Source organism: Roseococcus sp. YIM B11640 (assembly GCF_049727625.1).
In the GTDB taxonomy this organism is placed as follows: Bacteria; Pseudomonadota; Alphaproteobacteria; order Acetobacterales; family Acetobacteraceae; genus Roseococcus.
This window is the reverse complement of record NZ_JBBJOZ010000001.1, coordinates 114,134-134,338: the sequence shown is the minus strand read 5'-3', so window position 1 is coordinate 134,338 and position 20,205 is coordinate 114,134. Positions and strand designations below refer to the sequence as shown.

Below are 20,205 nucleotides of genomic sequence, written 5' to 3'. Positions count from 1 at the left end.
TCCGCACGTGATTTCATTCAATCAGCCCACGCTCGCGGGCCCGGAGTTCGACTACGTCGCCGAGGCGCTCGAGCGGATGCACCTCTCGGGCAACGGCGCTTTCACGAAGCGCTGCCAGCGCCTCCTCGAGCAGGCCTTTGGCGCTCCCCGCGCATTGCTGACGCACTCCGCCACGGCCGCGCTGGAAATGGCCGCGATCCTCGCCGATATCGGCCGGGGCGATGAGGTCATCATGCCGTCCTACACCTTTTGCAGCACGGCCAATGCCGTGGTGCTGCGGGGCGGCGTGCCGGTCTTCGTGGATATCCGGCCCGATACGCTCAACATCGACGAGAAGAAGATCGAGGCCGCGATCACGCCGCGTACGCGCGCGATCATGGTCGTGCACTATGCCGGCGTTGCCGCGCAGATGGACGTGATCATGGAGATCGCCGATCGCCACAGCCTGCTGGTGATCGAGGACGCCGCGCAGGCGGTGCATGCCGACTTCCGCGGCAAGCCGCTCGGCTCCTTCGGAGCCCTTGCCGCCCTTTCCTTTCATGAGACGAAGAACCTGATGTCTGGCGAGGGCGGCGCCCTCATCGTCAACGATGCGGCCATGGCCGGCCGGGCCGAGATCATCTGGGAGAAGGGCACGAACCGCGCGCAGTTCCACCGGGGCGAGGTCGCTCGCTATACCTGGGTAGACCTCGGCTCCTCCTTCCTGCCGAGCGAACTGACCGCTGCTTTCCTTTGCGCGCAGCTGGAGGCCGGGAACGACATCACGGCGCGCCGGCTGGAGATCTGGCGCCGCTACGATGCCGCACTGCTGCCGCTGGAGGCGGCGGGCTTGCTGCGCCGGCCGCGTGTCCCGCAGGAGTGCGGCCACAACGCGCATATCTATTTTGTCCTGGCGCCCGACGCCGCGCGCCGCGACGCGGCCCTGAAGCGGCTATCAGAAGCGGGCGTGAACGCCGTGATCCATTACGTGCCGCTACATTCGGCCCCCGCCGGCATCCGGTATGGCCGCATGGCGACCGACCTGCCCATCACAGACGACGTCGCGTCGCGCCTCATCCGGCTGCCGTTGCATTCGCTGCTGACACCCGAGGCGCAGCAGGAGGTCGTGGCCGCGCTGGCCGAGGCCTTGGCTTGAAGGATGGCGCGCACCGTTGTCGTGACGCAATCCAACTACCTTCCCTGGCGCGGCTGGTTCGACATGGTCCGCCAGGCCGAGGACCTGATCCTGCTCGACAGCGTGCAGTTCACGCGGCGGGACTGGCGAAACCGGAACCGCATCAAGACGCCTCAGGGCCCGGTCTGGCTGACCGTCCCGGTCGAGGTGAAAGGGCGCTTCGAGCAGGCGGTGGATGAGACTCGCATTTCCGCGCCCTGGGCCGAAAGCCATTTGCGCAGCATCGCGCTGGCCTACACCCGCGCGCCGCATTTCCCGAATGTCTTCGCCTGGCTGGAAACCACTCTGCGCGCGACGGCGGAGGAGCCCAATCTGAGCCGCATGAACGAAGCCCTGATTCGCGCCTTCTGCGCGCGCCTGGGCATCGGTACCCGCATTCGCCGCGATGGCGAATTGTTGCCCCGGGAAAGCCTACCCGCGCTCGACCCTTCCGAAAGGCTCGCCGCGCTGACGGAGGCCGCGGGAGGCACGCGCTATATCTCGGGGCCCGCGGCCAACGCTTACCTGGACCCTATGCCTTTCGAGCGGCGGGGCATCGAGATCGTGTGGATGGATTACTCGGGCTACCCTGAATACCCGCAGCTCTGGGGCGCGTTCGAGCCGGCCGTCTCGGTGGTCGACCTGATGCTCCATCTCGGCCCGGATGCGCCGCGCTACCTTGGGCGCTGACGCTTCGCCGCCTGCATCGCCAGGTATTCGGTGACGGACCGCGCCTGCGGATGCTGGAAGCCGAGGAGCCGGCGCAGATCGGGATCATCCGTGAAGCCTTCGCCGAGTGCGGAAGGCAGGTCGATCTGCTGCCGCATCATCGCGATGGTGAAGACATGATTCACCGCACGCCGGTCCTTGGCCGAGCGATTCACGCCGCCTCCGTGCCAGAGCATGCAGTCCAGCACGAGGAAGCTGCCGGCTGGCGCGGAGACTTGCCGTTTCTGCGCGCGCAGAACGGGTTCCGAGGGAAAGGCTTCTTCCTTGTGCGAGGCAGGCACGACCCAGGTCGCGCCGTTCTCCTCGGTGAAGGGATCGAGGCAAAAGAGCGCATTGAGCGCCAGGGGCCGCGTGCTGACGTAATGCTGGTAAGGCAGGTCCCGATGGAACGGCGACTGGCTGTAAGTCTGGGCGCCCGCCGGATTCACCACGCCATTCTGCTGATTGAGGATGAAGCCGGGCCCGATCAGGCTTTCGCAGAGAGCGAGGATTCGCGGATTGGCGGCGAGGGCGAGGAAAGCGGGATCGAGGGCGAGCGGGCAGCGCAGCAGCTCCGCCTCGCCCGCCGCCCGGCGCAGCTCGCCGCGCGGGCCGACTGCTTCCGCGGCATAGAGTTCGGCGAAGCGGATGCGCAGCGCATCGAGTTCCTCCGCAGTCAGTCCGGAATCAACCACCGCATAACCGAGGAGGCGCAGCGTTTCGGCGGCTTCCTGCAACGAGTCGGCGGCCTCGTTGGCAATTCGGACTCCATAGCGTGCCGTGGCTTCCATCGCGCGCTCCAAGCTGCCTTCGGCTATAGGCGACGCAAGGCCATCTCGCCAAGGCGCGCTGCCCTTCTCATTTCCCTGCATCCGAGCCACCCGTCATGAAGCTCTCCATCGTCGCGACTCTCTATCGCTCCGCCGCCGACCTGCCCGAGTTCCACCGGCGTTGCATGACGGCGGCAGCGGCGCTGACGAGCGAGGTAGAGATGATCCTCGTCGATGATGGCTCGCCGGACGAAAGCCTGGCCGTCGCGCTTGACCTGCAGGCGGGGGATCCACGCATCGTGGTGCTGGAACTCGCGCGCAACTTCGGACACCACAAGGCGATGATGACCGGGCTGGCCCATGCCCGGGGCGATCTGGTCTTCCTGTTGGACAGCGACCTGGAGGAACCGCCGGAGATCCTGACCGATTTCCACCAAACGCTCACGGAGGGCGAGTGGGATGTGGTGCATGGCGTACAGCGACAGCGGAAGGGCGGGCTCTTCGAACGGATCAGCGGCGCGCTCTTCTACGCGTTGATGGATCGTCTTTCCGACCGGCGGTTACCGCGCAACCTGCTGACGGCACGCCTGATGCGGCGGTCCTATGTCGAGGCCCTCGTGGCGCATGCGGACAGGAGCTTCCAAATCTCCGATCTCTGGGCACTGACGGGCTTCCGGCAGACCGCGCAGGTGGTGGACAAGCTCTCCTTGTCGCCGACGACCTACACGCTCGGCCGGCGGTTTCGCATGGCCGTGCAGCAGATCACCACGACCTCGACGCGCCTGCTCGACCTTCTGTTCTACGGCGGTCTGGCGATCTGGGGACTGGCGATCCTGGTGATGGGCTTCTTTCTGCTGCGTTACCTCTGGCACGGTATCGGGGTGGACGGCTGGACCTCGCTCTTCCTCTCCATCTGGTTCTTTGGTGGTTTGATCGTCCTGGCGCTCGGAATCCTCGGCATCTACCTGGCCGCGGTACTGGAGGAGGTGAAGCGGCGCCCCTATACCCACCTCCGGCGGCTGCATCGCGCCCCGTCCGCGGAAGGACCTTCGGCATGAGCGGCGAGGATATCCTGCGGCGCGTCGGCCGCTACTACGCGCAGCGTCTGGCGGAGAACGGGCCCGGGCCGCGCGGCGTCGACTGGAATGGCGAGGATTCGCAGCGGTTGCGCCACGCGCAGTTCCTGCGCCTTCTGGCGGACGACCCGCAGGCCAGTGTGCTCGACCTCGGCTGCGGCTATGGGGATTTCCTGGGCTTCCTGCGCAGCGAGGGGCATCGCGGTGCCTTCCACGGCTGGGACATCGCACCCGAGATGATCGCGGCCGCACGCGGCATACATGGCGATGGCGAGGATCGCTTCTGGCATGTCGGCGCGGTGCCTGGCGCACCGGCGGACTACGCCATCGCGTCCGGCGTGCTGAACGTGAAGGGAGACGTGCCGGACACGGAGTGGGATGCCTATGTCGAGGGCGTGATCGACGTGCTGGCGCAGAGCGGGCGCCGGGGTTTCGGGTTCAACGTCCTTTCGCTTTCCTCGGATCCCGGCAAGCGGCGCCCCAATCTGCACTATGCCGATCCCGCGCGCCTGCTACGGCACTGCCTGGACCGCTATGGGAGGCACGTTGCCCTGCTGCAGGATTATGGCCTCTGGGAGTTCACCCTGCTGGTCCGGCGGGATTGACGCGGTCGATTTCGGGGAGCGCCGCACTCAATCTTCCAGGACGGCGAGCCCGAAGCCGGTGCGGCCGTAACCCGCGCCATTGTAGAGCATCCAGCGGCAACCGGCGTGATCGAACACGGCGGGATAGGCACGGCTGCCGCGCTCCCAGGCCGCTTCCTCGCTCGTGAATTCCAGCAGGTCGTCGCGGCGCGTCCAGTCGCGCCCATCCGCCGACTGCGCGTAGCCAAGCCGGTACTTCTCGAAGCGGCGGCAGTACCACATGTGCCAGCCCTCCTCGTCGCGCAGCACCGAGGGGCGGGAGAGCGCCCATTCCTCACCCCCCGCGGGGCTGAGGGCAGGGCCGGCATCCCGCGTCCAGCGCCGTCCGCCGTCGCGCGAAACGGCGCGGCGGATGACATGATCCATCTCCATGCCTTGAGGCCCCCAGGAGCGGTGCGTGCCATACCAGGCGAACCGCGTGTCAGCCTGGTCCACCAGCCACGGGTAGCCGAGGGTGAAGGGATCTTCCGGCGAGCGATCGAGGACCGGGGACGCCGAGATCCGGTCGAAGCGGGATGCGCCGGGCGCGGCGACCGCGCGGCCGATGAAGTTCCGGAATGGCACGGAGACACCGAGACTCCAGCCCAGGTACCAGCACTCGATGCCGCCGCCCGGCGTCAGCCCCACCCAGCCGACCGATGTGCCGGCATCGTCGAAGGCGCCACGCGCGCCAGCGGAGAGCCACGGCCCGCAAGGAGGCCTGAGCCGCTCGAGTCCGGAGCGAGAGACCGCGAGGTCCACCGAGAAGATGGTGGATCGGCCTTCCGCATCCCTCGGCGAATAGAAGACGCGCAGGCTGCCATCCGGCATCGGGAGCGGCGTCGGATAGCTCGCATGGCTGTGATGGGCGGGATTTTCGCCCGCGGCGACGAGCACATGGCCCAGGCTGCGCCAACGCTGGGGTCGCATGCTCAGATCCGTCGCAGCCGCGTGCTGGGAACGGGCGAGCGTTCGGTCCCGCGCGGCGCGATGACGCCGTGCGCGCCCTGGTCCTCCAGCACCAGGGCGCCGGCGCCGACCACGCATTCCTCGCCCAGCGTCACGTGGTCGCGAATGGTGGAATTCACGCCCAGGAAGCAACCCCGGCCGACCCGCACGCCGCCCGACACCACCACATGCGAGGAAATGAAGGCGTCGTCCTCGATGGTGGAATGATGCCCGATATGATTGCCGCTCCAGAGCGTCACGTTATGGCCGATCCGCACGAAGGGCTGGATCGTGTTGTCCTCGAGGATGAAGCAATTCTCGCCATGCGAGAGGTCCGGGAAGGTCGTGGCGCGGGTCGAGACGTAGCTCACGAGACGGTAGCCGAGGGCGCGCGCGGCGGCCACGCGCGCGGCGCGCAGGCGGTTGAGCTGGCTGTAGGCGAGGGCGACGAAGAAGCCGAAGCGATCGGGCGGGTAGTCGCGCGCCACATCCTCGAACGACACGACCGGGCGATCGAGGAAAACGGGGGACTGCACGAAGGCCGCATCCACGGTGAAGGCGGCCACCTGGTGCGGGGAATCCCACTCGAAGTACCGGCAGGCGAGTGCCGCGATCTCACCCGTGCCGAAGACCACGATGCCTTCCATGCGCGCCCTTTCCCGTCAGGGCTCCGATAGCCTCATTTAGAGAGGTTCGCCAGCGTGACGCCCGCCACGATGAGCAGCATGCCGAAGCCCTGGCCGAGCGACAGGCTCTCGCCCAGCAGGAACATCGCGAGGATGGGAACGATGATGAAGCTGAGCGCCATGAAGGGATAGGCGACGGTTACCGGCAGGTTCTGCACGGCCAGCATCCAGCACACGCTGGCCACCACCGCCATGCCCAGCCCGAACCAGACGTAGAGGTCGCTGAACATCCCGATGATGTAGGCGACGGCACCCGGCGTCACGAGCGAACGCCCGACTTCCGTGGCGCGCCACTTCAGCAGGATCTGGCCGATGGCCGTGAAGGCGAGGGTAGCGAAGACGAAGGCATAGCCGCGTGCGGGCATGGGCAGGTCCGGAGGCTCTTTCCGGGTGCGTATGCCGGAAGCGATAAAATTCGCCCAGTGCTAGGGATTTCATCTTGCCGCAACGCAAAAGGTGAAAATACCATCATCTATTCGCATGAAGGGTGCAAAGTCCTTGTCCAGCGAAGTCGATGATCTGTTCGATCCGGCGAAGGCACCGGAACTGACGGGACTCTCCGTGGGGGAGGTCGAGGCGACAGCGGAGCAATTGCGCGCCGCGGAGGAAAAGCTTCGAAGCCGCGTGGCGGAATACGGTTGGCGGCGGCTCAGCGATACGGGATTCGTCGGCTCTCACCAGTTCTGGGTCGACCGGGCGGACCGCTTCGAGGACGAGGCGCGACGGCGCGTGGGCGAATTGCGCGGCCTGGCGAACGCTGCGGTCCGCACCGAGGCGACGAATGCCGCGCGGACCGAACTCAATTCGGCGCTGGATGACATGACGCAGGCCGCCGGGCTTGCCGCGGCGATCGAGCGTGCTTCCGCCGGCGGGGGCGGGTGCTACCAGCGGCCTCTGCCGTTTTATGGAGACGCTGCGCTGCTCCACATCGCGCCCTCGGCACAGGAGCCGGCGCGGCGCATCATCGTCGTCGCGACCTCCAGCCAGGCCCAGGCCTCGGAGCCTCCGGCCGCCGGCCAGATCATCATGGTCGAGCTGGACGGGACCTCGCCGCCCATTCATGCGCTGAACAAGCGGTTGCAAGAGATGGGGCGCCTCTCGATCACAACCGATGTGGTGGAGGAGTACGTCGATTTCTTCTGCGCCCATGTGCATGGCGATGCCGGTCCCTTCGCGGTCATCGAGCATGAGGAACGGCTGGAAGGCGAGCGCGGGGCGCTGGTCCCTGTCGCCTATGACCTGAGGCCAGGCCCGATCCGCGCCCAGGTTGCGCGGCCATTGATCAACCTGGGTAAGGGAGAGGATGAGAGCGGAGCCTATGAGGATGTGATGGCCACGATCTTCTATAGTCGCGCCATCTTCAGGGCCCTGTTCCGCGTGCGGCCGCACGGCATGGTCGAGATGCGGGAGGATCATCCGGTGATGGATGCGGCCGTCGATCCGGTGCCGCTGCCATGGCCGGGCCCGAAGCGGCTGGCCGATGGTTCGACCTATGGCGGGACGCGGGACGAAGACCCGGCGAACGATCCCAAATGACCCGGGTGCTTCCGCGAGTCAGCAATCGGGACTTCGAGCGTCAGCTGCAGGCAGGCCGTTTTCCTCACTCGCCATGCCGCGTCATCGGCGATGTGAAGCTCGAAGGCGCGGAGATTCCCAATACGATCCGCCTGACCGACACGGTCTTTACGGGTCATGTCTCGCTCGCTGGCTGCCGGATCGCGGGCTCGCTGATGGTATGGCGCTGCCGCTTCGAGTCCGGCCTCGATCTCTGCCGGTCCAGCCTGGACGGTAATCTGAGCTTCCTCGAGGTCACCGGCACGGACATCTCGGCGCGCGACGCCTCGATCGGAAAGGATGTTTATTTCACCGCGGTGAGCCTGCAGCAGCAGCCTGGGGTCTCCGGGCGCGACATCGCGCTGGATCTGACCGGCCTTTCCGCCGGGAACATCCGGATTGGGCCCCCGGATCACAATCAGGTCATGGTCAGCTTCAAGCCGGGCGAACATCCCCGCCTCGTCGTCAATGGGCCGGTAGGCCTGTCCTCGGTGAAATGCCGTGATCTGGCGCTGGACAAGATCAAGGCCAAGGCCATCGCGCTCAGGGATGCCGAGATCGGCCGGGTGATCGTTCAGGACGTGCAGGTCGAGGCGGGTTTCGACGCCGTTGGCGCGCGGGGCCGCTCGATGGCAGTGGAGAAACTGGCGAGCCAGCAGATCGATCTACGTGGCACGCAGCTCGTGAACCTGGTGCTTTCCGAGATCACCTGCCGGCAGCAACTCATGATGAGCAAGGCAGCCTTCTACGATTGTTCGCTCACGTCGGTTTCCGCTGGGGAGACCACGTTGGACGGCGTGAAGGGAGCGCTTCTCCGCGCCGAGGGTTTGCTGGTCCAGAGCCTTTATATCGCCGACGCCGATGTCCCGGGCATGATGTTCCGGGGACTGCATGTCGAAGGAAATTTCTGGGGCGGCGGTTTGCGGTGCAACCTCCTCCAGTTCCAGGGCACGCAGGGTACGCTGTGGAGCGACTCAGGTAAGACGCCCGAGAAGCCGTCCGAGATCGATGGCAACTACATCAAGGGCTCTCTCGATCTCTGGAGCGCCACCGTGACTACGCAGCTCCATTTCGAGGCGATCGACGTCGCCTCCCGGATCTGGCTGTCGCTTTCGACGTTTGGAGGCCTGCGTTTCGCGGGCATACCGCCCAAGACGAACCCGGTCTTCGCGCAGGCAGCGTCGCCGACGCCGGACACCGTGCCGAAGGGCCTCCAGCACCTGCGCGCGGGAGCGCTGATCCTGCAAGGTGTTACCGTGGCCGGTGACTGTGATATTCTGGAGCTCGAGGTGGGGGGCCGGAACACCTCCACCTTCGACGGCGCCCTGATGCTGCACGGCTGCGATATCAAGGGAGTGCTGGCCTTCTGGCGGGCATCCCGCGTCGATTCCGAGACGAACCAGCTGGTGAAGGTGGGTGAGCGTTTTCCTGATGCGCGCTGCCGCGTCCTGGGTGAGCTCCAGGTGATGAACTGCAAGGTGGCGCGCGATGTCGACCTCACGAACGTCGAGGTCGAGCGCACCGGTGCGACCGCCCGCTACAAGCAGATCCGCGACGGCGGGATCGTCCTGTTGGGAACCACGATCGCGGGCGAACTGAAGTTCTCCGTCATCCGGGACCTGCCAAGGGCCAGGGCATTGGCCGATCTGCTCGACATGAAGGGTCTGGAAGCTCGGGATGTCGATCTCACCGGCCTCGACCTGCGTGAGCCGATAGGGGAGGAGAGCGAGAAGGGCGTCGGCCATGTGATGGCGGAAGGCGTGCAGATCAGCCATGACCTGCGGCTGCATCGTGGCCAACACCTCTTCGCGGGCATTCCCGGTGCGCTGCATCTCGACGGCGCCCGGATCGGTCATCTCATCGTGACGGCAGATGGCTTCTCCCGCAGCGCGTCGAAGGACGCGCAGGTAGACGGCATCGTGCTGCGCGAGGCGAAGATCGAGCACCTTGAAATGCCTTTCCAGGGTCATTGCACCGACGATTGCAACGGCTTCCCGGTTCCGCTGGATCTCACCGGTGCCGACATCCGCAACTGGTCCTTCCCGAACAGGGACACCGCGGGCAACAAGCTCAACGAATACGAGATCGCCTCGAACTTCCTGAACGCCCTCGACAACGACGTCACCTTCTCGCGCGGGATCTACCGTTCCATCGCGAAGAAGCTGCGGGAGGAAGGGCGCATGGATGCGGCGTTGCGCATCCATTTCACCGAGCACTACCGCGCGTTCTGGGAACATCGACGGGGAGGCTGGACGCCGGGCAGCGGACGGATGCGTCCCCCACGGCGAAGCTTCAACCCAGCGGAGCTGATGAGCCGCGGCGGCGATTGGCTGTACCGGAAGCTGTTGCGCTACGGCGCCAGCCCCTTGCCGCTCGTCTTCGTCATCATCGGCCTGATGGCGACGTCGCTTTTCGTCGTGGCAGCGGAATCGCGGAACTTCGAGCTGACAGGCGCCAACCGGCAGCTCATCGCCGTGCAGGATGTGCGCGATGCCCGCATCAACAACGGAGGAGAAGGCAGGACCGCGCGCGACACCAGGTTCGCCGATCTCGCCTCCGACACGCGGCCCTGCCTGAACGGCAAGGTGATCGGCCCACGCCCCGAGGATTGGACCGGTTTCGATGCCGTGTGGATGACCCTGCGCTATCACGTTCCGGTGCTGAGCATCGTGGCGCGCGACGATGTCGTTCCGACCGACGATCGTGGTCTGATACCCGCCATTCGCGTCATCGCGGATGCAGTGGGGGTTCGCGCGCCGAATGCCGATGCTCAAGCCCGGAACTTCTGGACATGGGAGGCGGACGGCCACAACAACGCCAAGTGCGAGACGCCGGGACCTGCCGCCATGTCGGCTCCTGCGCCCGATGACGGCAAGAGCCTCATCAACCCCGAGGACTGGTTCCAGACCATGGCCATCCTCAACTGGATCATGTGGCCGCTGCTGATCACCGGCCTGCTCCAGCGTCTTGTGATCCAGCAGCGCTAGTTACCCGCCCAGCAACTCCCGCGCGCCAGCCACGGCCTGGGCCAGCGTCACGCGCTGCGGTGTCACGCCTTCGGGAAGCCCGGCCAGGATGCGCGAGGGGCAGGCGCGGTCGAGCAGCACGAAGATGCCCTTGTCGTCCGCTCGGCGCACCAGCCGGCCGAAGGCCTGGCGCAGCTTGTGGCGCGCATGCGCGTCGTCATAGCCCTGCGGATCGCCGTCCGAGAGATGCAGGCGCCGCTCACGCTGCAGGATGGTGCGGCGCGGCCAGGGCACGCGGTCGAAGACCAGCAGGCGCAGCGCGCGGCCTGGCACGTCCACGCCGTCACGCATCGCGTCGGTGCCGAGCAGGCAGGAATTTTCCTCGGCGCGGAAGATGTCCACCAGCGTGGCATTGTCCATCGCATCCACATGCTGCGCGTAGAGCGGTATTCCGCGCGCCTCCAGCGCGGGAGTGATGCGCGAGGCAACTTCGCGCAGACGGCGGATCGCGGTGAAGATGCCGAGCCCACCGCCGCCCGAGGCGAGGAAGAGCTGCTGCATCGCGCTGGCCACCGGCCCCGGCTGGCGCGCATCCACATCCGTCACCACGAAGGTGCGCGTGTTCGCCGCATAGTCGAAGGGCGAGGGCATGGCGGCGCGGATCGCGGGCAGCGGCAGGTGCAGCGCCCCGCTGCGCGCCTCGGCCTCATGCCACGCGCGCTCGGGGTCGTCGCGCTTGGCTGCGTCTGTCAGCGTCGCGGAGGTCACGAGCAGGCCATGGGCGGGGGCGGCGACCGTCTGCGCGAAGGGGATGGTCGGATCGAGCCAATGGCGGTGCAGGCCGGCATCCACGTCCCGCCCGTCGCGACGGTCGAGCTGCAGCCAATCGACCATGGTGGGCCGCTCGCCGGGTTCGGGCACCGGGGCATCGAGCGCGCCCAGCATGCCGCGCCAGGCGCCGAGCGGCATGAGCGCGCGGCGCTCGATCCCGCGCATCGCGGTTTCCAGCCGGATGCGCTCTCCGACCTCCATTTCGTCCTCGCCTTCGGGCACTTCGAGCTTCGCGGCGAGGCGGTCGCGCAGCAGGGTCAGCGGCTGTTCCAGCGCCCGCAAGGCCTGGGCGAGGGCGCTGCCCGTCTCGGCGACTTCCTCGCCCACCGGCTGAAGGTCGACCTCCAGCGTGTAGATGCCGTCGTCATCCGGTGCGCGTGCCAGGATCTGGCGGCGCGTGGCGTGCAGGAAAGCTTCGGTCACGGCGCCCTCGGGCAGCGACCCGGGCTCCGACATGCGCGCGTACCAACCGGCCACCGGCAGGCAGCGCGCGGCATGCAGCGCGGCCTCCATGGGTTCCAGCAGTTCGGGGATCTCGCCGGCCAGTTCGGTGATACGCGCGCGCAACCCCTTGGCGCGGGAACGTCCGCCCTCGGCGCCGAGCAGCCAGCGCCGCAGCTCTGCCGTCTCGACGCCGGTCAGCGCGGCAGAGAAGGCGCTGTCCGCGGCATCGAAGAGGTGATGCCCTTCGTCGAAGACGTAGCGCGTGGGCTTGCCGTCCTCGCCGCCGCCGAGGGCGGCCTGCACCATCACCAGCGCGTGATTCGCGACGACCAGGCGCGCGGTGCGCGCGCGGCGGATGGAATGCTCGACGAAGCATTTCTTGTAGTGCGCGCAAGCGGAGCGGATGCATTCGCCGCGCCGGTCACCCAGGCCATAGAGCGTGCCGGGTGCAAAGAGCTCGCCGATCCAGCCCGGGAAATCGCCCCCGCTGATGTCGCCGTCGCGAGTGGCGCCCGCCCAGCGCGCGACCAGCGCCAGCGGCAATGCCATGTTGCGAATGCCCGACTGGCCGAGCGTCTCTTCCAGGTTCAGCAGGCAGAGATAGTTCTCGCGCCCCTTGCGTACGGCGACGCGTGCGCGCCTCTCCTCCGGGTCGGGGAAGAGCTGCGCCAGCTCTTGGTCGATCTGCCGCTGCAGGTTGCGCGTGTAGGTGCTGAGCCAGACCGGCGCGCCGTTGCGCTCGGCCCAGAGCGAGGCGGGGGCGATGTAGCCCAGCGTCTTGCCCGTGCCGGTCCCGGCCTCGGCCAGCACCATGTGCGGTGCGCCCTCAGTCTCGCGCGGGATGAAGGCGTTCGCGGCGGCAGAGGCGAAATCGGCTTGCTGGGGGCGCTGCTCGGCTCCGGCGCCCAGCATCTCGGCCAGACGGCGGCGGGCGTCGGCGCCGGTCACCGCGAAGCTGGCTGGCGGCGGTGGGGGCGCGGTTTCCTCCCAGTCAGGCAGGCGGCGCCAGGGCTTGAAGGCATCCCGGCTCGGCTTGGCCTCGGGCTGACCGAGGGCGGCGAGAACGCTGGGCACCCACGGCCAATCCGCCACCTGGCCGAGCTGGGCGGCCATGGCTGCGGCCTCGCGTCCCGAGGGTGTATTGGCCTCGTCCGCCAGAGCGCGCAGCAGCCGGGACGCGATCTCGGGCAGGAGGGCGGCCGCGGCCTCATCATCCTCCGGCAACGGCAGGTCCAGTGCCAGGGCGAGGCCGCGCGGGGTCGGAGGCGCGTGATGCGCGGGCCGGGCGAAGGCGAAGAGCTCCAGCAAGTCCAGCGCATCGAGAAAGCGAGGCAGATCGAGCCGGCGCGCCGTGGCCGGAGCATGGACGAGATACGGGGCTGGGTGCTTCTCCAACTCCTCGGCGATATGCGCGCCCGTGAGGGTCAGGACCTCGCCGTCCGGGGTCAGCAGCGTGGCCTTGCCGTGCGATGCGACCAAAGCGGGCGCCTCAGGCAGTAACAGGCGCGGGCGAATCGGCGGAGCCATGGGTGCGGTATTTGGGGGCAAAACGCGAACAAGGCCAGAGTTGGGCGTGCGCGGCGGTATGTGCTAAGCGCGAACCGGTCGTCTCCGTAGCTCAGCCGGATAGAGCACCAGATTCCTAATCTGGGGGCCGTGGGTTCGAATCCCGCCGGGGACACCACGTTCTGCTCCCGTCCAGGCCAGTCTTCGACGGCAGCACCACGCCGCCTAATTCATTGGCGGCCGCGTCCCTCGCTGGTCCCGGTCCGGCCCGAAGGTGGTGGATTGCCCATGCGAGTTCCCGGGCGGGGCGTTCCCGTTCCGGCTGGCGGTGCCTGCTCGGGCGCCGGGGCGCTGCCCGCACCAGCCTGCCCGGAATGGGACGTCGATGGCGTGGTGCCTGGCGTCGTCGGGACGTCGACGGTGGGAATTCGCGACGGGGCGCCCGGGCCGGTTGGGGGTGAGTCCGGACGGAGTGCGCCGGAGGGCTGCGCCCATCCGGCATGGGCTCCGGCTCCCATGGAGATGAGAACGGCGGTGGCAAAGATCGCGTACCGCATTTGGAACTCCCTGTGATGGCGTTCGCGTTGTCGAGGAGATCCCGGGGGCATGCCCCGGGTCGCCCGGATCGTGGCGCGCTCAGCCGCCACTGCCACCGCCGCCGCCGCCGGAGCCGGAGGACGATCCACCGGTACCGCCGGAAGAGCCGCCCGTGGTGGCCGGTGGCGTGCCCGGGCTGCCGGTTACGCCGGAACTCGGGCCCGTGGACGTGAAGCCGCCGGACGGGGCTGGGGCGGCGGGGGGCGTCGCATGAGGCGTCGTTGGGACAGTAGGTGACGGCGTCTGTGTGGCCGGACCAGGAGCCTGGCCACCTACGGCGGCCGGCGGCGCGGTGCTGGGCGATTGGGCTGCAGCCATCATGGGAACCATCAGCAAGGTGCCCATCAGAGCGGTACGGAAGCTGCTGTGTGTGCTCATCGAACGTTCCTCCTCGGACGTATCGATTTCAACGCGCCGCGCGGGCGCGTGACTTCCGCTGAGGTCAAAAATAGCGCCGCGTCATGGCATCCTACTGGGTCAGGGCAGCCGGATCCGCAGGAGCCAGGGTGCTGCGCCAACGCATAACGGCAGCGCTGGCCCGGCATCGCCATCGCATTGCGTCCGCACGCCGGCGCCCTCGATCTCGACGCGCGAGCAGGCACGCAGTTCGATGAACGGCATGCGGTGCAGCGCACCCAGGGGCAACGCCGCGCCGGCGATCAACACGCGTGCCGCTCCCCCATGACGTTGGATCAGCAATTGAAGTCCCGGCTCCAGCGGTGAAGCATCGGGCGCCACCAGGAAGCGCCCCGCGTAGAGGCGCCCGTTGGTGACGATCAGGCTGACGGCCTCCTCCCAATGTCCGCCATCGGCGCGGAAGCGCAGTGGCGGGTAGGTGTGGCATGTCAGCTCGCGCAGGGTTTGCCACACATAGGCAGCCTTGCCGAAGCGCCGCTTGAGCGGCAGCGGCAACCCATGCACCACCGCCGCATCGAAGCCCGCGCCCAGCATCTGCACGAAGAGACGATCGCCCGCGAGTCCCGGGTGCAGCAGCGCCTCGCGCCCTGCGAGGATGATGCGCGCCGCGTTCTCGGCGCCGCGCGGCAGGCCAAGCTCCAATGCCAGGACATTCGCCGTTCCGAACGGCAGGATGCCGAGGGCCGCCTCGCTTCCCGCGAGGCCGGCCGCGACCTCGGCGATGGTGCCGTCGCCACCCGCCGCCACGACGCATTCATGTCCGGCCCTTGCGGCCTCGGCGGCAAGGCGCCGCGCATCGCCTGGGCCCGCGGTCTCCGCCAGCACGGCGCCGGCCCCGAGCACACCCATGGCGCGCGCCAGTTTGCGGCGGCGCGCCGAGCCCGCCGTCGGGTTGAAGATCACGAGCATGAAGAGGTCCGCTTACCATCGCGCCCGTGACGATTCGATGAACCGTCCGCGTCGTCGCGGAGACATGCGCGGGGCGCGGAGGTCATCGAAGATTCACGTGCAGGCGCAGGAAATCCCTCGCATTTCCGCACTTATGCACAGCACGGAGCAGAGTTGATGCAGCCCAGCCAGCCCGGCCACGAGGCATCCCTGCAGGTCCGCAGCGTCTTCATCTCCGACATCCATCTCGGCACGCGCGGCTCGCGCTCCGACATGCTCCTCGACTTCCTCGCCCGGGTGGAATGCGATCATCTCTACCTCGTGGGCGATGTCATCGACGGCTGGCGCCTACGTAAGAGCTGGTACTGGCACGCCGAGTTCGACCAGGTGATGCGCGCCGTGCTCGACCTCGCGCAGCGAGGCACGAAGGTCGTCTACATCCCTGGCAATCATGACGAGATGTTCCGCGAATGGCTCGGCCTCGAGATCGCGGGCGTGAAGCTGCTGCGCGAGGCGGTGCATGACGGTGCCGATGGCCGCCGCTTCCTCGTCATCCATGGCGACGAGTTCGACGGCGTCATCCGCTACGCGAAGTTCCTGGCCTATCTCGGCGACTGGGCCTACGACACCGCGCTCGTCCTCAACCGCTGGTTCAATATCGCGCGGCGGAAGTTCGGCTATCCCTACTGGTCGCTGTCGCAATGGCTGAAGCGCCAAGTGAAGGAGGCAGTGAAGGCCATCGACCGCTTCGAGGCCGCGCTGGCGGGCGAAGCCAGGCGCCGGGGCCTGGACGGCGTGATCTGCGGTCACATCCACCATGCCGAGATGCGCGTCGTGAACGGCGTGATGTACATGAACGACGGCGACTGGGTGGAAAGCTGCACCGCGCTCGTCGAGCACGCGGATGGCCGCTTCGAGTTGATCGACTGGGCCGCCCTGCAGCGCGTCCCGCGGCCGATGCGTGAGGTTCTGCCCGCCTGATGAAGCTACTGATCATCTCGGACGCCTGGCGCCCGCAGGTCAACGGCGTTGTCCGCACGCTGGAACGCGTGGCGCAGGAGCTGCGCTCCACCGGCGACCTGGTGGAGGTGATCGGCCCCGATCGCTTCCGCAACTTCGCCATGCCCGGCTACGGCGACATCCGCCTCGCCTTCCGGCCCCGCGCGGCCTTGCGACGCATGATCGACGCGGTCGCCCCCGACGCGCTGCACATCGCGACCGAGGGCCCCCTCGGCCTCGCGAGCCGGGCGATCTGCGCCGAGCGCGGCTGGCACTTCACGACGAGCTTCCATACCCGCTTCGCCGAATACATCTCCGCGCGCACGGGGATTCCGCCGCGTTTCACCTGGGCACTGCTGCGCCGTTTCCACAATTCCGGCGACGGCACCTTCGCCGCGACCAAGACCCTGCAGGAGGAGCTGTCGCGCCGCGGCTTCCGGCACGTGCTGCCCTGGACGCGCGGCGTGGACCTCACGCTGTTCCAGGACGGCCCGCGCGACGCGTGGGAAGGGCTGCCGCGCCCGGTGTTCATCTATACGGGCCGCGTCGCGGTGGAGAAGAACATCGGCGCCTTCCTCGAGCTCGACCTGCCGGGCAGCAAGGTGGTGGTGGGCGACGGACCCCAGCGCGCTTCGCTCCAGGCGCGCTACCCCGCCACGCATTTCGCGGGCTGGCGCCATGGCGAGGAGCTGGCCCATGCCTATCGCAGCGGCGACGTCATGGTCTTCCCCTCGCGCACCGATACCTTCGGCCTCGTGCTGCTGGAATCCATGGCCTCCGGCACCCCGGTCGCGGCCTATCCCGTGATGGGGCCGCGCGACGTGGTGGGCTCCGGCGGCGTGCTGGACGAGGATCTGCGCCGCGCCTGCCTGGCGGCGCTGGAGGTTCCGCGGGCCCAGGCACGTGCCCAGGCCGAGCGCTTCTCCTGGCCGCAGTGTGCGGCCACCTTCCGCGAGCAGCTGGTCGCTCTCAGTCCGACAGCGTAACAACTTAGACTTGCGCGGCGCGCTCTGGCGTGCGACCGGCGCAGATCACATGACCGACTGCCTCGCATGCTGCGCCGGCTGACGCGCCACCCCGCCTTCCAGGCCTCTGCCGCGCATCTGCTGGGGCTCTATCTGTGCTTCGTGTATCGCACCACGCGCTGGCGGCTGCTCGGCACGGAGCATATAGACGCGACCTTCGCGGCGCATGGCACCGCCATCGGCGCGTTCTGGCACGAGTACCTGCCCATCATGCCCGAGCTCTGGCGCCAGGGTAGCGGCCGCACCGGCCTGAAGGTGGGGCACGTGCTGGTCTCGCGGCACCGGGACGGACGCTTCATTGGCAAGGTGGTGAACCGGTTCCGGCTGGTCATGGTCCACGCCTCCTCGTCGAAGGGCGGAGCGGCCGGGTTGCTCGCGCTGGTGCGCCTGCTCCGGGGCGGGGCCTTCGTGGGGATCACGCCCGACGGCCCGCGCGGCCCGCGGCGGCAGGCGGCGGCGGGCGTCGCGCAGCTCGCGGCCCTGACCGGGGTGCCGGTGCTGCCTTGCGCCGGACGCGTGAAGCGCGGCATCGCGCTCCGCAGCTGGGACCGCATGGTCATCCCGCTGCCCTTCAACCGCGGCGTGCTCGTCGTCGGCGCGCCCGTGGCCCTGGGGCGTGACGGGGGCGGGGCCGAAGGGCTCGCCGCCATCAAGGCGGGGCTCGACGCGGCCTCGGACGCGGCCGACGCGGCACTGGGGCTCCCGCGGCCGTGAGCGGGGTGCTGCACTGGGGTGCCACCATGGCGGCGCCGCTGCTTCGCTGGACGCTGCGGCGGCGCGTGGGCCGCGGCAAGGAAGACCCGGCGCGGCTCAGGGAGCGGGAAGGCTTCGGCGCCGCGCGCCCCGAGGGCAGGCTGATCTGGCTGCATGCCGCGAGCGTGGGCGAAAGCCTCTCCATCCTGCCGCTCCTGGCGGAACTGGGGCGCCGCGCGCCCGCGGTGGATTTCCTGGTGACCACGGGGACCGTGACCTCCGCCCGGCTCCTGCCCACGCGCATCCCGCCGGAGCTGCGCGGCCGCGTCACGCATCGCTACGCGCCGCTCGACGTGCCCGAATGGATTACGCGCTTCCTCGATGGCTGGCGGCCGGACGTGGCCTGCTTCGTGGAGAGTGAGCTCTGGCCCAACACGCTGCTCGCCTGCGCGGCCCGGGGGATCCCGCTGGCCCTGCTGAACGCCCGGATGTCGCAGCGCTCCTACGGTCGCTGGCGCAGCTTGGCGCCCGGCTTGGCGCGGCGGCTCCTGGGCGGCTTCGCGCTGATCGCGCCCCGCTCGGCCGAGGATGCGCAGCGCCTGGCGGCTCTGGGAGCGCGTGAGCTGGCGGCCCCGGGCGACATCAAGCTCGCCGCCGAACCCCTGCCAGCCGACCCCGCGAAGCTCGAAGCCCTGCGCGGGTGCATCGGCGCGCGCCCGGTCTTCCTGGCCGCCAGCACCCATCCCGGCGAGGACGAGCAGATCCTGGCCGCCGCGGCGGAGCTGACATCGCGCTGGCCGGCGCTGTTGACCATCATCGCGCCGCGTCACCCCGAACGCGGTGCGGCAGTGTCGGCCCTGGCAGGCGGAGCCGCGCGCCGCAGCGAGGGAAAACTGCCCGGTGTGGCTGCGGTCTATATCGCTGACACGATGGGCGAATTGGGCCTCTTCTACCGGCTCGCGACCTGCGCCTTCATCGGCGGCAGCCTCGTCCCGCATGGCGGGCAGAACCCGCTGGAGGCGGCGCGGCTCGGCTGCCCAGTGCTATTCGGTCCGCATATGGAGAACTTCGCCGATGCCAGCGCCGCGCTTCTGGCGGCCGGGGCGGCACGGCGGGTGCCCGACGCGGCCGCGCTGGCGGCCACCCTTTCCGGTATGCTAACAAGGCCCGAGGAAGCGGCCGCCATGGGGTCGGCTGCGCTCCATGTCGTTTCCGCCGCCACCGACCTTCCGGGCCGGCTGGCGGGGGCGGTTCTGGCCCTGCTTCCGGGGAAGGCGGCAGGCCAAGGATAGAGAAGGAACGCCGGCATCAGTATCCGAGCGCCCGATTTCTGGGGACGCCGTGGGGGAGTCATGCCCCTTCTGCTGTCCCCCCTCGCTGCCCTCTATGCGGGCGCGACGGCCCGTCGCATGGCCCGCCCAGGCTGGGCGGCCCCTGTTCCCGTCATCTGCTGTGGGGCCGCCACCGCCGGCGGCGCCGGCAAGACCACCCTGGCCATCGATATCGGGCGCCGGCTCGCGGCCCGTGGCGTCCAGGCGCATTTCCTGCTGCGCGGCTACGGCGGCAGCGTGAAGGGGCCGGTGCGCGTAGACCCCGCCATCCACGACAGCGAGAAGGTTGGCGACGAGGCCCTGCTGCTGGCCAGCCTCGCCCCCACCTGGGTCAGCGCTGACCGGGCCGAGGGCGCGCGCTGCGCCGTTGCGGCTGGGGCCGAGGTCATCGTCATGGATGACGGCTTGCAGAACCCGACCCTGGTGAAGACCGCTTCGCTGCTGACGATCGACGGCGTCTACGGCTTCGGCAATGGCCGCGTGATCCCGGCCGGGCCGCTGCGCGAGAGCGTGGCCAGCGCCATGGCCCGCTGCGAGGCCGCCGTCATCATCGGCCAGGACGAGGCCGGTGCCGCCGACCAGCTTCCGCCCGGGACGAAGGTGCTACGCGGGCAGCTCGTCTCCGGCCCCGAGATGGCCGAGCTCGCGGGCCAGAACGTCTTCGCCTTCTGCGGCATCGGCAACCCGCGCAAGTTCTTCATCACCCTGCGCCAGGGTGGCGCCGTGGTGGCAGGCACGGAGAGCTTCGCCGACCACTATCCCTACGATGCCGGGGACATGCAGGCGCTGCTCGCCCAGGCCGAGCGGCTGAACGCCATCCCCGTCACCACCCGCAAGGACTGGGTACGAATCCCGCCGGAGTTCCGCAGCCGCGTGCGGGTCGTGACGGTGACGATCGAGTGGGAAGACCCGGCGCAGATCGAGGCGATCCTCGACCGCGTCATGGCGCTCGAGCCCGCCTGAGGGATTGCGGGGCAAGGAACGGATTGC

The 20,205-nt window shown here is 68.6% G+C and carries 17 protein-coding genes and 1 tRNA gene; 12 read left to right on the top strand and 6 right to left on the bottom strand.

Annotated elements, in window-relative coordinates; all coding sequences use genetic code 11:
• The first annotated feature begins 7 nt into the window (after nucleotides 1–7).
• On the top strand, nucleotides 8–1,135 hold the full coding sequence (gene rffA / locus WJM96_RS00665) for a dTDP-4-amino-4,6-dideoxygalactose transaminase (protein WP_424810486.1): 1,128 nt from the start codon (nucleotides 8–10) through the stop codon (nucleotides 1,133–1,135).
• A 3-nt stretch (nucleotides 1,136–1,138) separates the two neighbouring features.
• Nucleotides 1,139–1,843, top strand: coding sequence for a WbqC family protein (locus WJM96_RS00660; RefSeq protein ID WP_424810485.1), 705 nt, complete (start codon nucleotides 1,139–1,141; stop codon nucleotides 1,841–1,843).
• Here the strand turns inward: WJM96_RS00660 and WJM96_RS00655 are convergent.
• Nucleotides 1,828–2,733, bottom strand: a complete 906-nt coding sequence (locus WJM96_RS00655; protein WP_424811802.1) for a phytanoyl-CoA dioxygenase family protein — start codon at nucleotides 2,731–2,733, stop codon at nucleotides 1,828–1,830. The genes WJM96_RS00660 and WJM96_RS00655 overlap by 16 nt on opposite strands.
• A 14-nt stretch (nucleotides 2,734–2,747) precedes the next feature.
• Between WJM96_RS00655 and WJM96_RS00650 the strand changes: the two genes are divergently transcribed.
• Entirely contained in the window at nucleotides 2,748–3,689 is a 942-nt protein-coding gene (locus WJM96_RS00650) for a glycosyltransferase family 2 protein (protein ID WP_424810484.1), read from the top strand.
• Nucleotides 3,686–4,312 carry a methyltransferase gene (locus WJM96_RS00645; protein ID WP_424810483.1) on the top strand — a complete coding sequence of 209 codons (627 nt, stop codon included), beginning with the start codon at nucleotides 3,686–3,688 and terminating at the stop codon, nucleotides 4,310–4,312. Before WJM96_RS00650 ends, WJM96_RS00645 begins: the two co-directional genes overlap by 4 nt.
• Before the next feature lie 27 nt (nucleotides 4,313–4,339).
• On the opposite strand, the gene WJM96_RS00640 is transcribed toward WJM96_RS00645, so the two are convergent.
• From WJM96_RS00640 to WJM96_RS00630, 3 genes are read right to left on the bottom strand one after another with little or no spacing between them, the layout of a single operon-like run.
• Complete coding sequence (locus tag WJM96_RS00640) at nucleotides 4,340–5,260, bottom strand: hypothetical protein (RefSeq protein ID WP_424810482.1); 921 nt, start codon at nucleotides 5,258–5,260, stop codon at nucleotides 4,340–4,342.
• A gap of 2 nt (nucleotides 5,261–5,262) precedes the next feature.
• Complete coding sequence (locus WJM96_RS00635) at nucleotides 5,263–5,925, bottom strand: acetyltransferase (RefSeq protein WP_424810481.1); 663 nt, start codon at nucleotides 5,923–5,925, stop codon at nucleotides 5,263–5,265.
• A 32-nt stretch (nucleotides 5,926–5,957) separates the two neighbouring features.
• Nucleotides 5,958–6,329, bottom strand: coding sequence for an EamA family transporter (locus tag WJM96_RS00630; protein ID WP_424810480.1), 372 nt, complete (start codon nucleotides 6,327–6,329; stop codon nucleotides 5,958–5,960).
• 133 nt (nucleotides 6,330–6,462) lie between these two features.
• Between WJM96_RS00630 and WJM96_RS00625 the strand changes: the two genes are divergently transcribed.
• Together WJM96_RS00625 and WJM96_RS00620 are read left to right on the top strand one after the other, a co-directional pair.
• The gene (locus WJM96_RS00625) at nucleotides 6,463–7,500 is read left to right on the top strand and encodes a hypothetical protein (RefSeq protein WP_424810479.1); all 1,038 of its coding nucleotides are present in this window, start codon (nucleotides 6,463–6,465) and stop codon (nucleotides 7,498–7,500) included.
• Nucleotides 7,497–10,505 carry a hypothetical protein gene (locus WJM96_RS00620; RefSeq protein WP_424810478.1) on the top strand — a complete coding sequence of 1,003 codons (3,009 nt, stop codon included), beginning with the start codon at nucleotides 7,497–7,499 and terminating at the stop codon, nucleotides 10,503–10,505. The genes WJM96_RS00625 and WJM96_RS00620 overlap by 4 nt, the downstream gene beginning before the upstream one ends.
• Here WJM96_RS00620 and WJM96_RS00615 read toward each other — a convergent pair whose 3' ends face one another.
• The gene (locus WJM96_RS00615) at nucleotides 10,506–13,286 is read right to left on the bottom strand and encodes an ATP-dependent DNA helicase (protein WP_424810477.1); all 2,781 of its coding nucleotides are present in this window, start codon (nucleotides 13,284–13,286) and stop codon (nucleotides 10,506–10,508) included.
• Between the two features lie 80 nt (nucleotides 13,287–13,366).
• Here WJM96_RS00615 and WJM96_RS00610 point away from each other — a divergent pair.
• A tRNA-Arg gene (locus WJM96_RS00610) sits at nucleotides 13,367–13,443 on the top strand.
• An 896-nt stretch (nucleotides 13,444–14,339) separates the two neighbouring features.
• Here WJM96_RS00610 and WJM96_RS00605 read toward each other — a convergent pair.
• On the bottom strand, nucleotides 14,340–15,188 hold the full coding sequence (locus WJM96_RS00605) for a diacylglycerol/lipid kinase family protein (RefSeq protein WP_424810476.1): 849 nt from the start codon (nucleotides 15,186–15,188) through the stop codon (nucleotides 14,340–14,342).
• Nucleotides 15,189–15,344: 156 nt separating this feature from the next.
• On the opposite strand from WJM96_RS00605, the gene WJM96_RS00600 reads away from it, so the two are divergent.
• From WJM96_RS00600 to lpxK, 5 genes are all read left to right on the top strand, one after another.
• Nucleotides 15,345–16,148 (top strand): UDP-2,3-diacylglucosamine diphosphatase, encoded by an 804-nt coding sequence (locus WJM96_RS00600; protein WP_424810475.1) that lies wholly within the window; start codon nucleotides 15,345–15,347, stop codon nucleotides 16,146–16,148.
• A complete protein-coding gene (locus WJM96_RS00595; protein ID WP_424810474.1) occupies nucleotides 16,148–17,152 on the top strand; it encodes a glycosyltransferase family 4 protein in 1,005 nt (334 codons plus the stop codon). Before WJM96_RS00600 ends, WJM96_RS00595 begins: the two co-directional genes overlap by 1 nt.
• Before the next feature lie 66 nt (nucleotides 17,153–17,218).
• A complete protein-coding gene (locus WJM96_RS00590; protein WP_424810473.1) occupies nucleotides 17,219–17,905 on the top strand; it encodes a lysophospholipid acyltransferase family protein in 687 nt (228 codons plus the stop codon).
• Nucleotides 17,902–19,176, top strand: coding sequence for a 3-deoxy-D-manno-octulosonic acid transferase (locus WJM96_RS00585; RefSeq protein WP_424810472.1), 1,275 nt, complete (start codon nucleotides 17,902–17,904; stop codon nucleotides 19,174–19,176). Before WJM96_RS00590 ends, WJM96_RS00585 begins: the two co-directional genes overlap by 4 nt.
• A 60-nt stretch (nucleotides 19,177–19,236) precedes the next feature.
• Nucleotides 19,237–20,178, top strand: a complete 942-nt coding sequence (lpxK, locus tag WJM96_RS00580; RefSeq protein WP_424810471.1) for a tetraacyldisaccharide 4'-kinase — start codon at nucleotides 19,237–19,239, stop codon at nucleotides 20,176–20,178.
• Nucleotides 20,179–20,205: the final 27 nt, after the last annotated feature.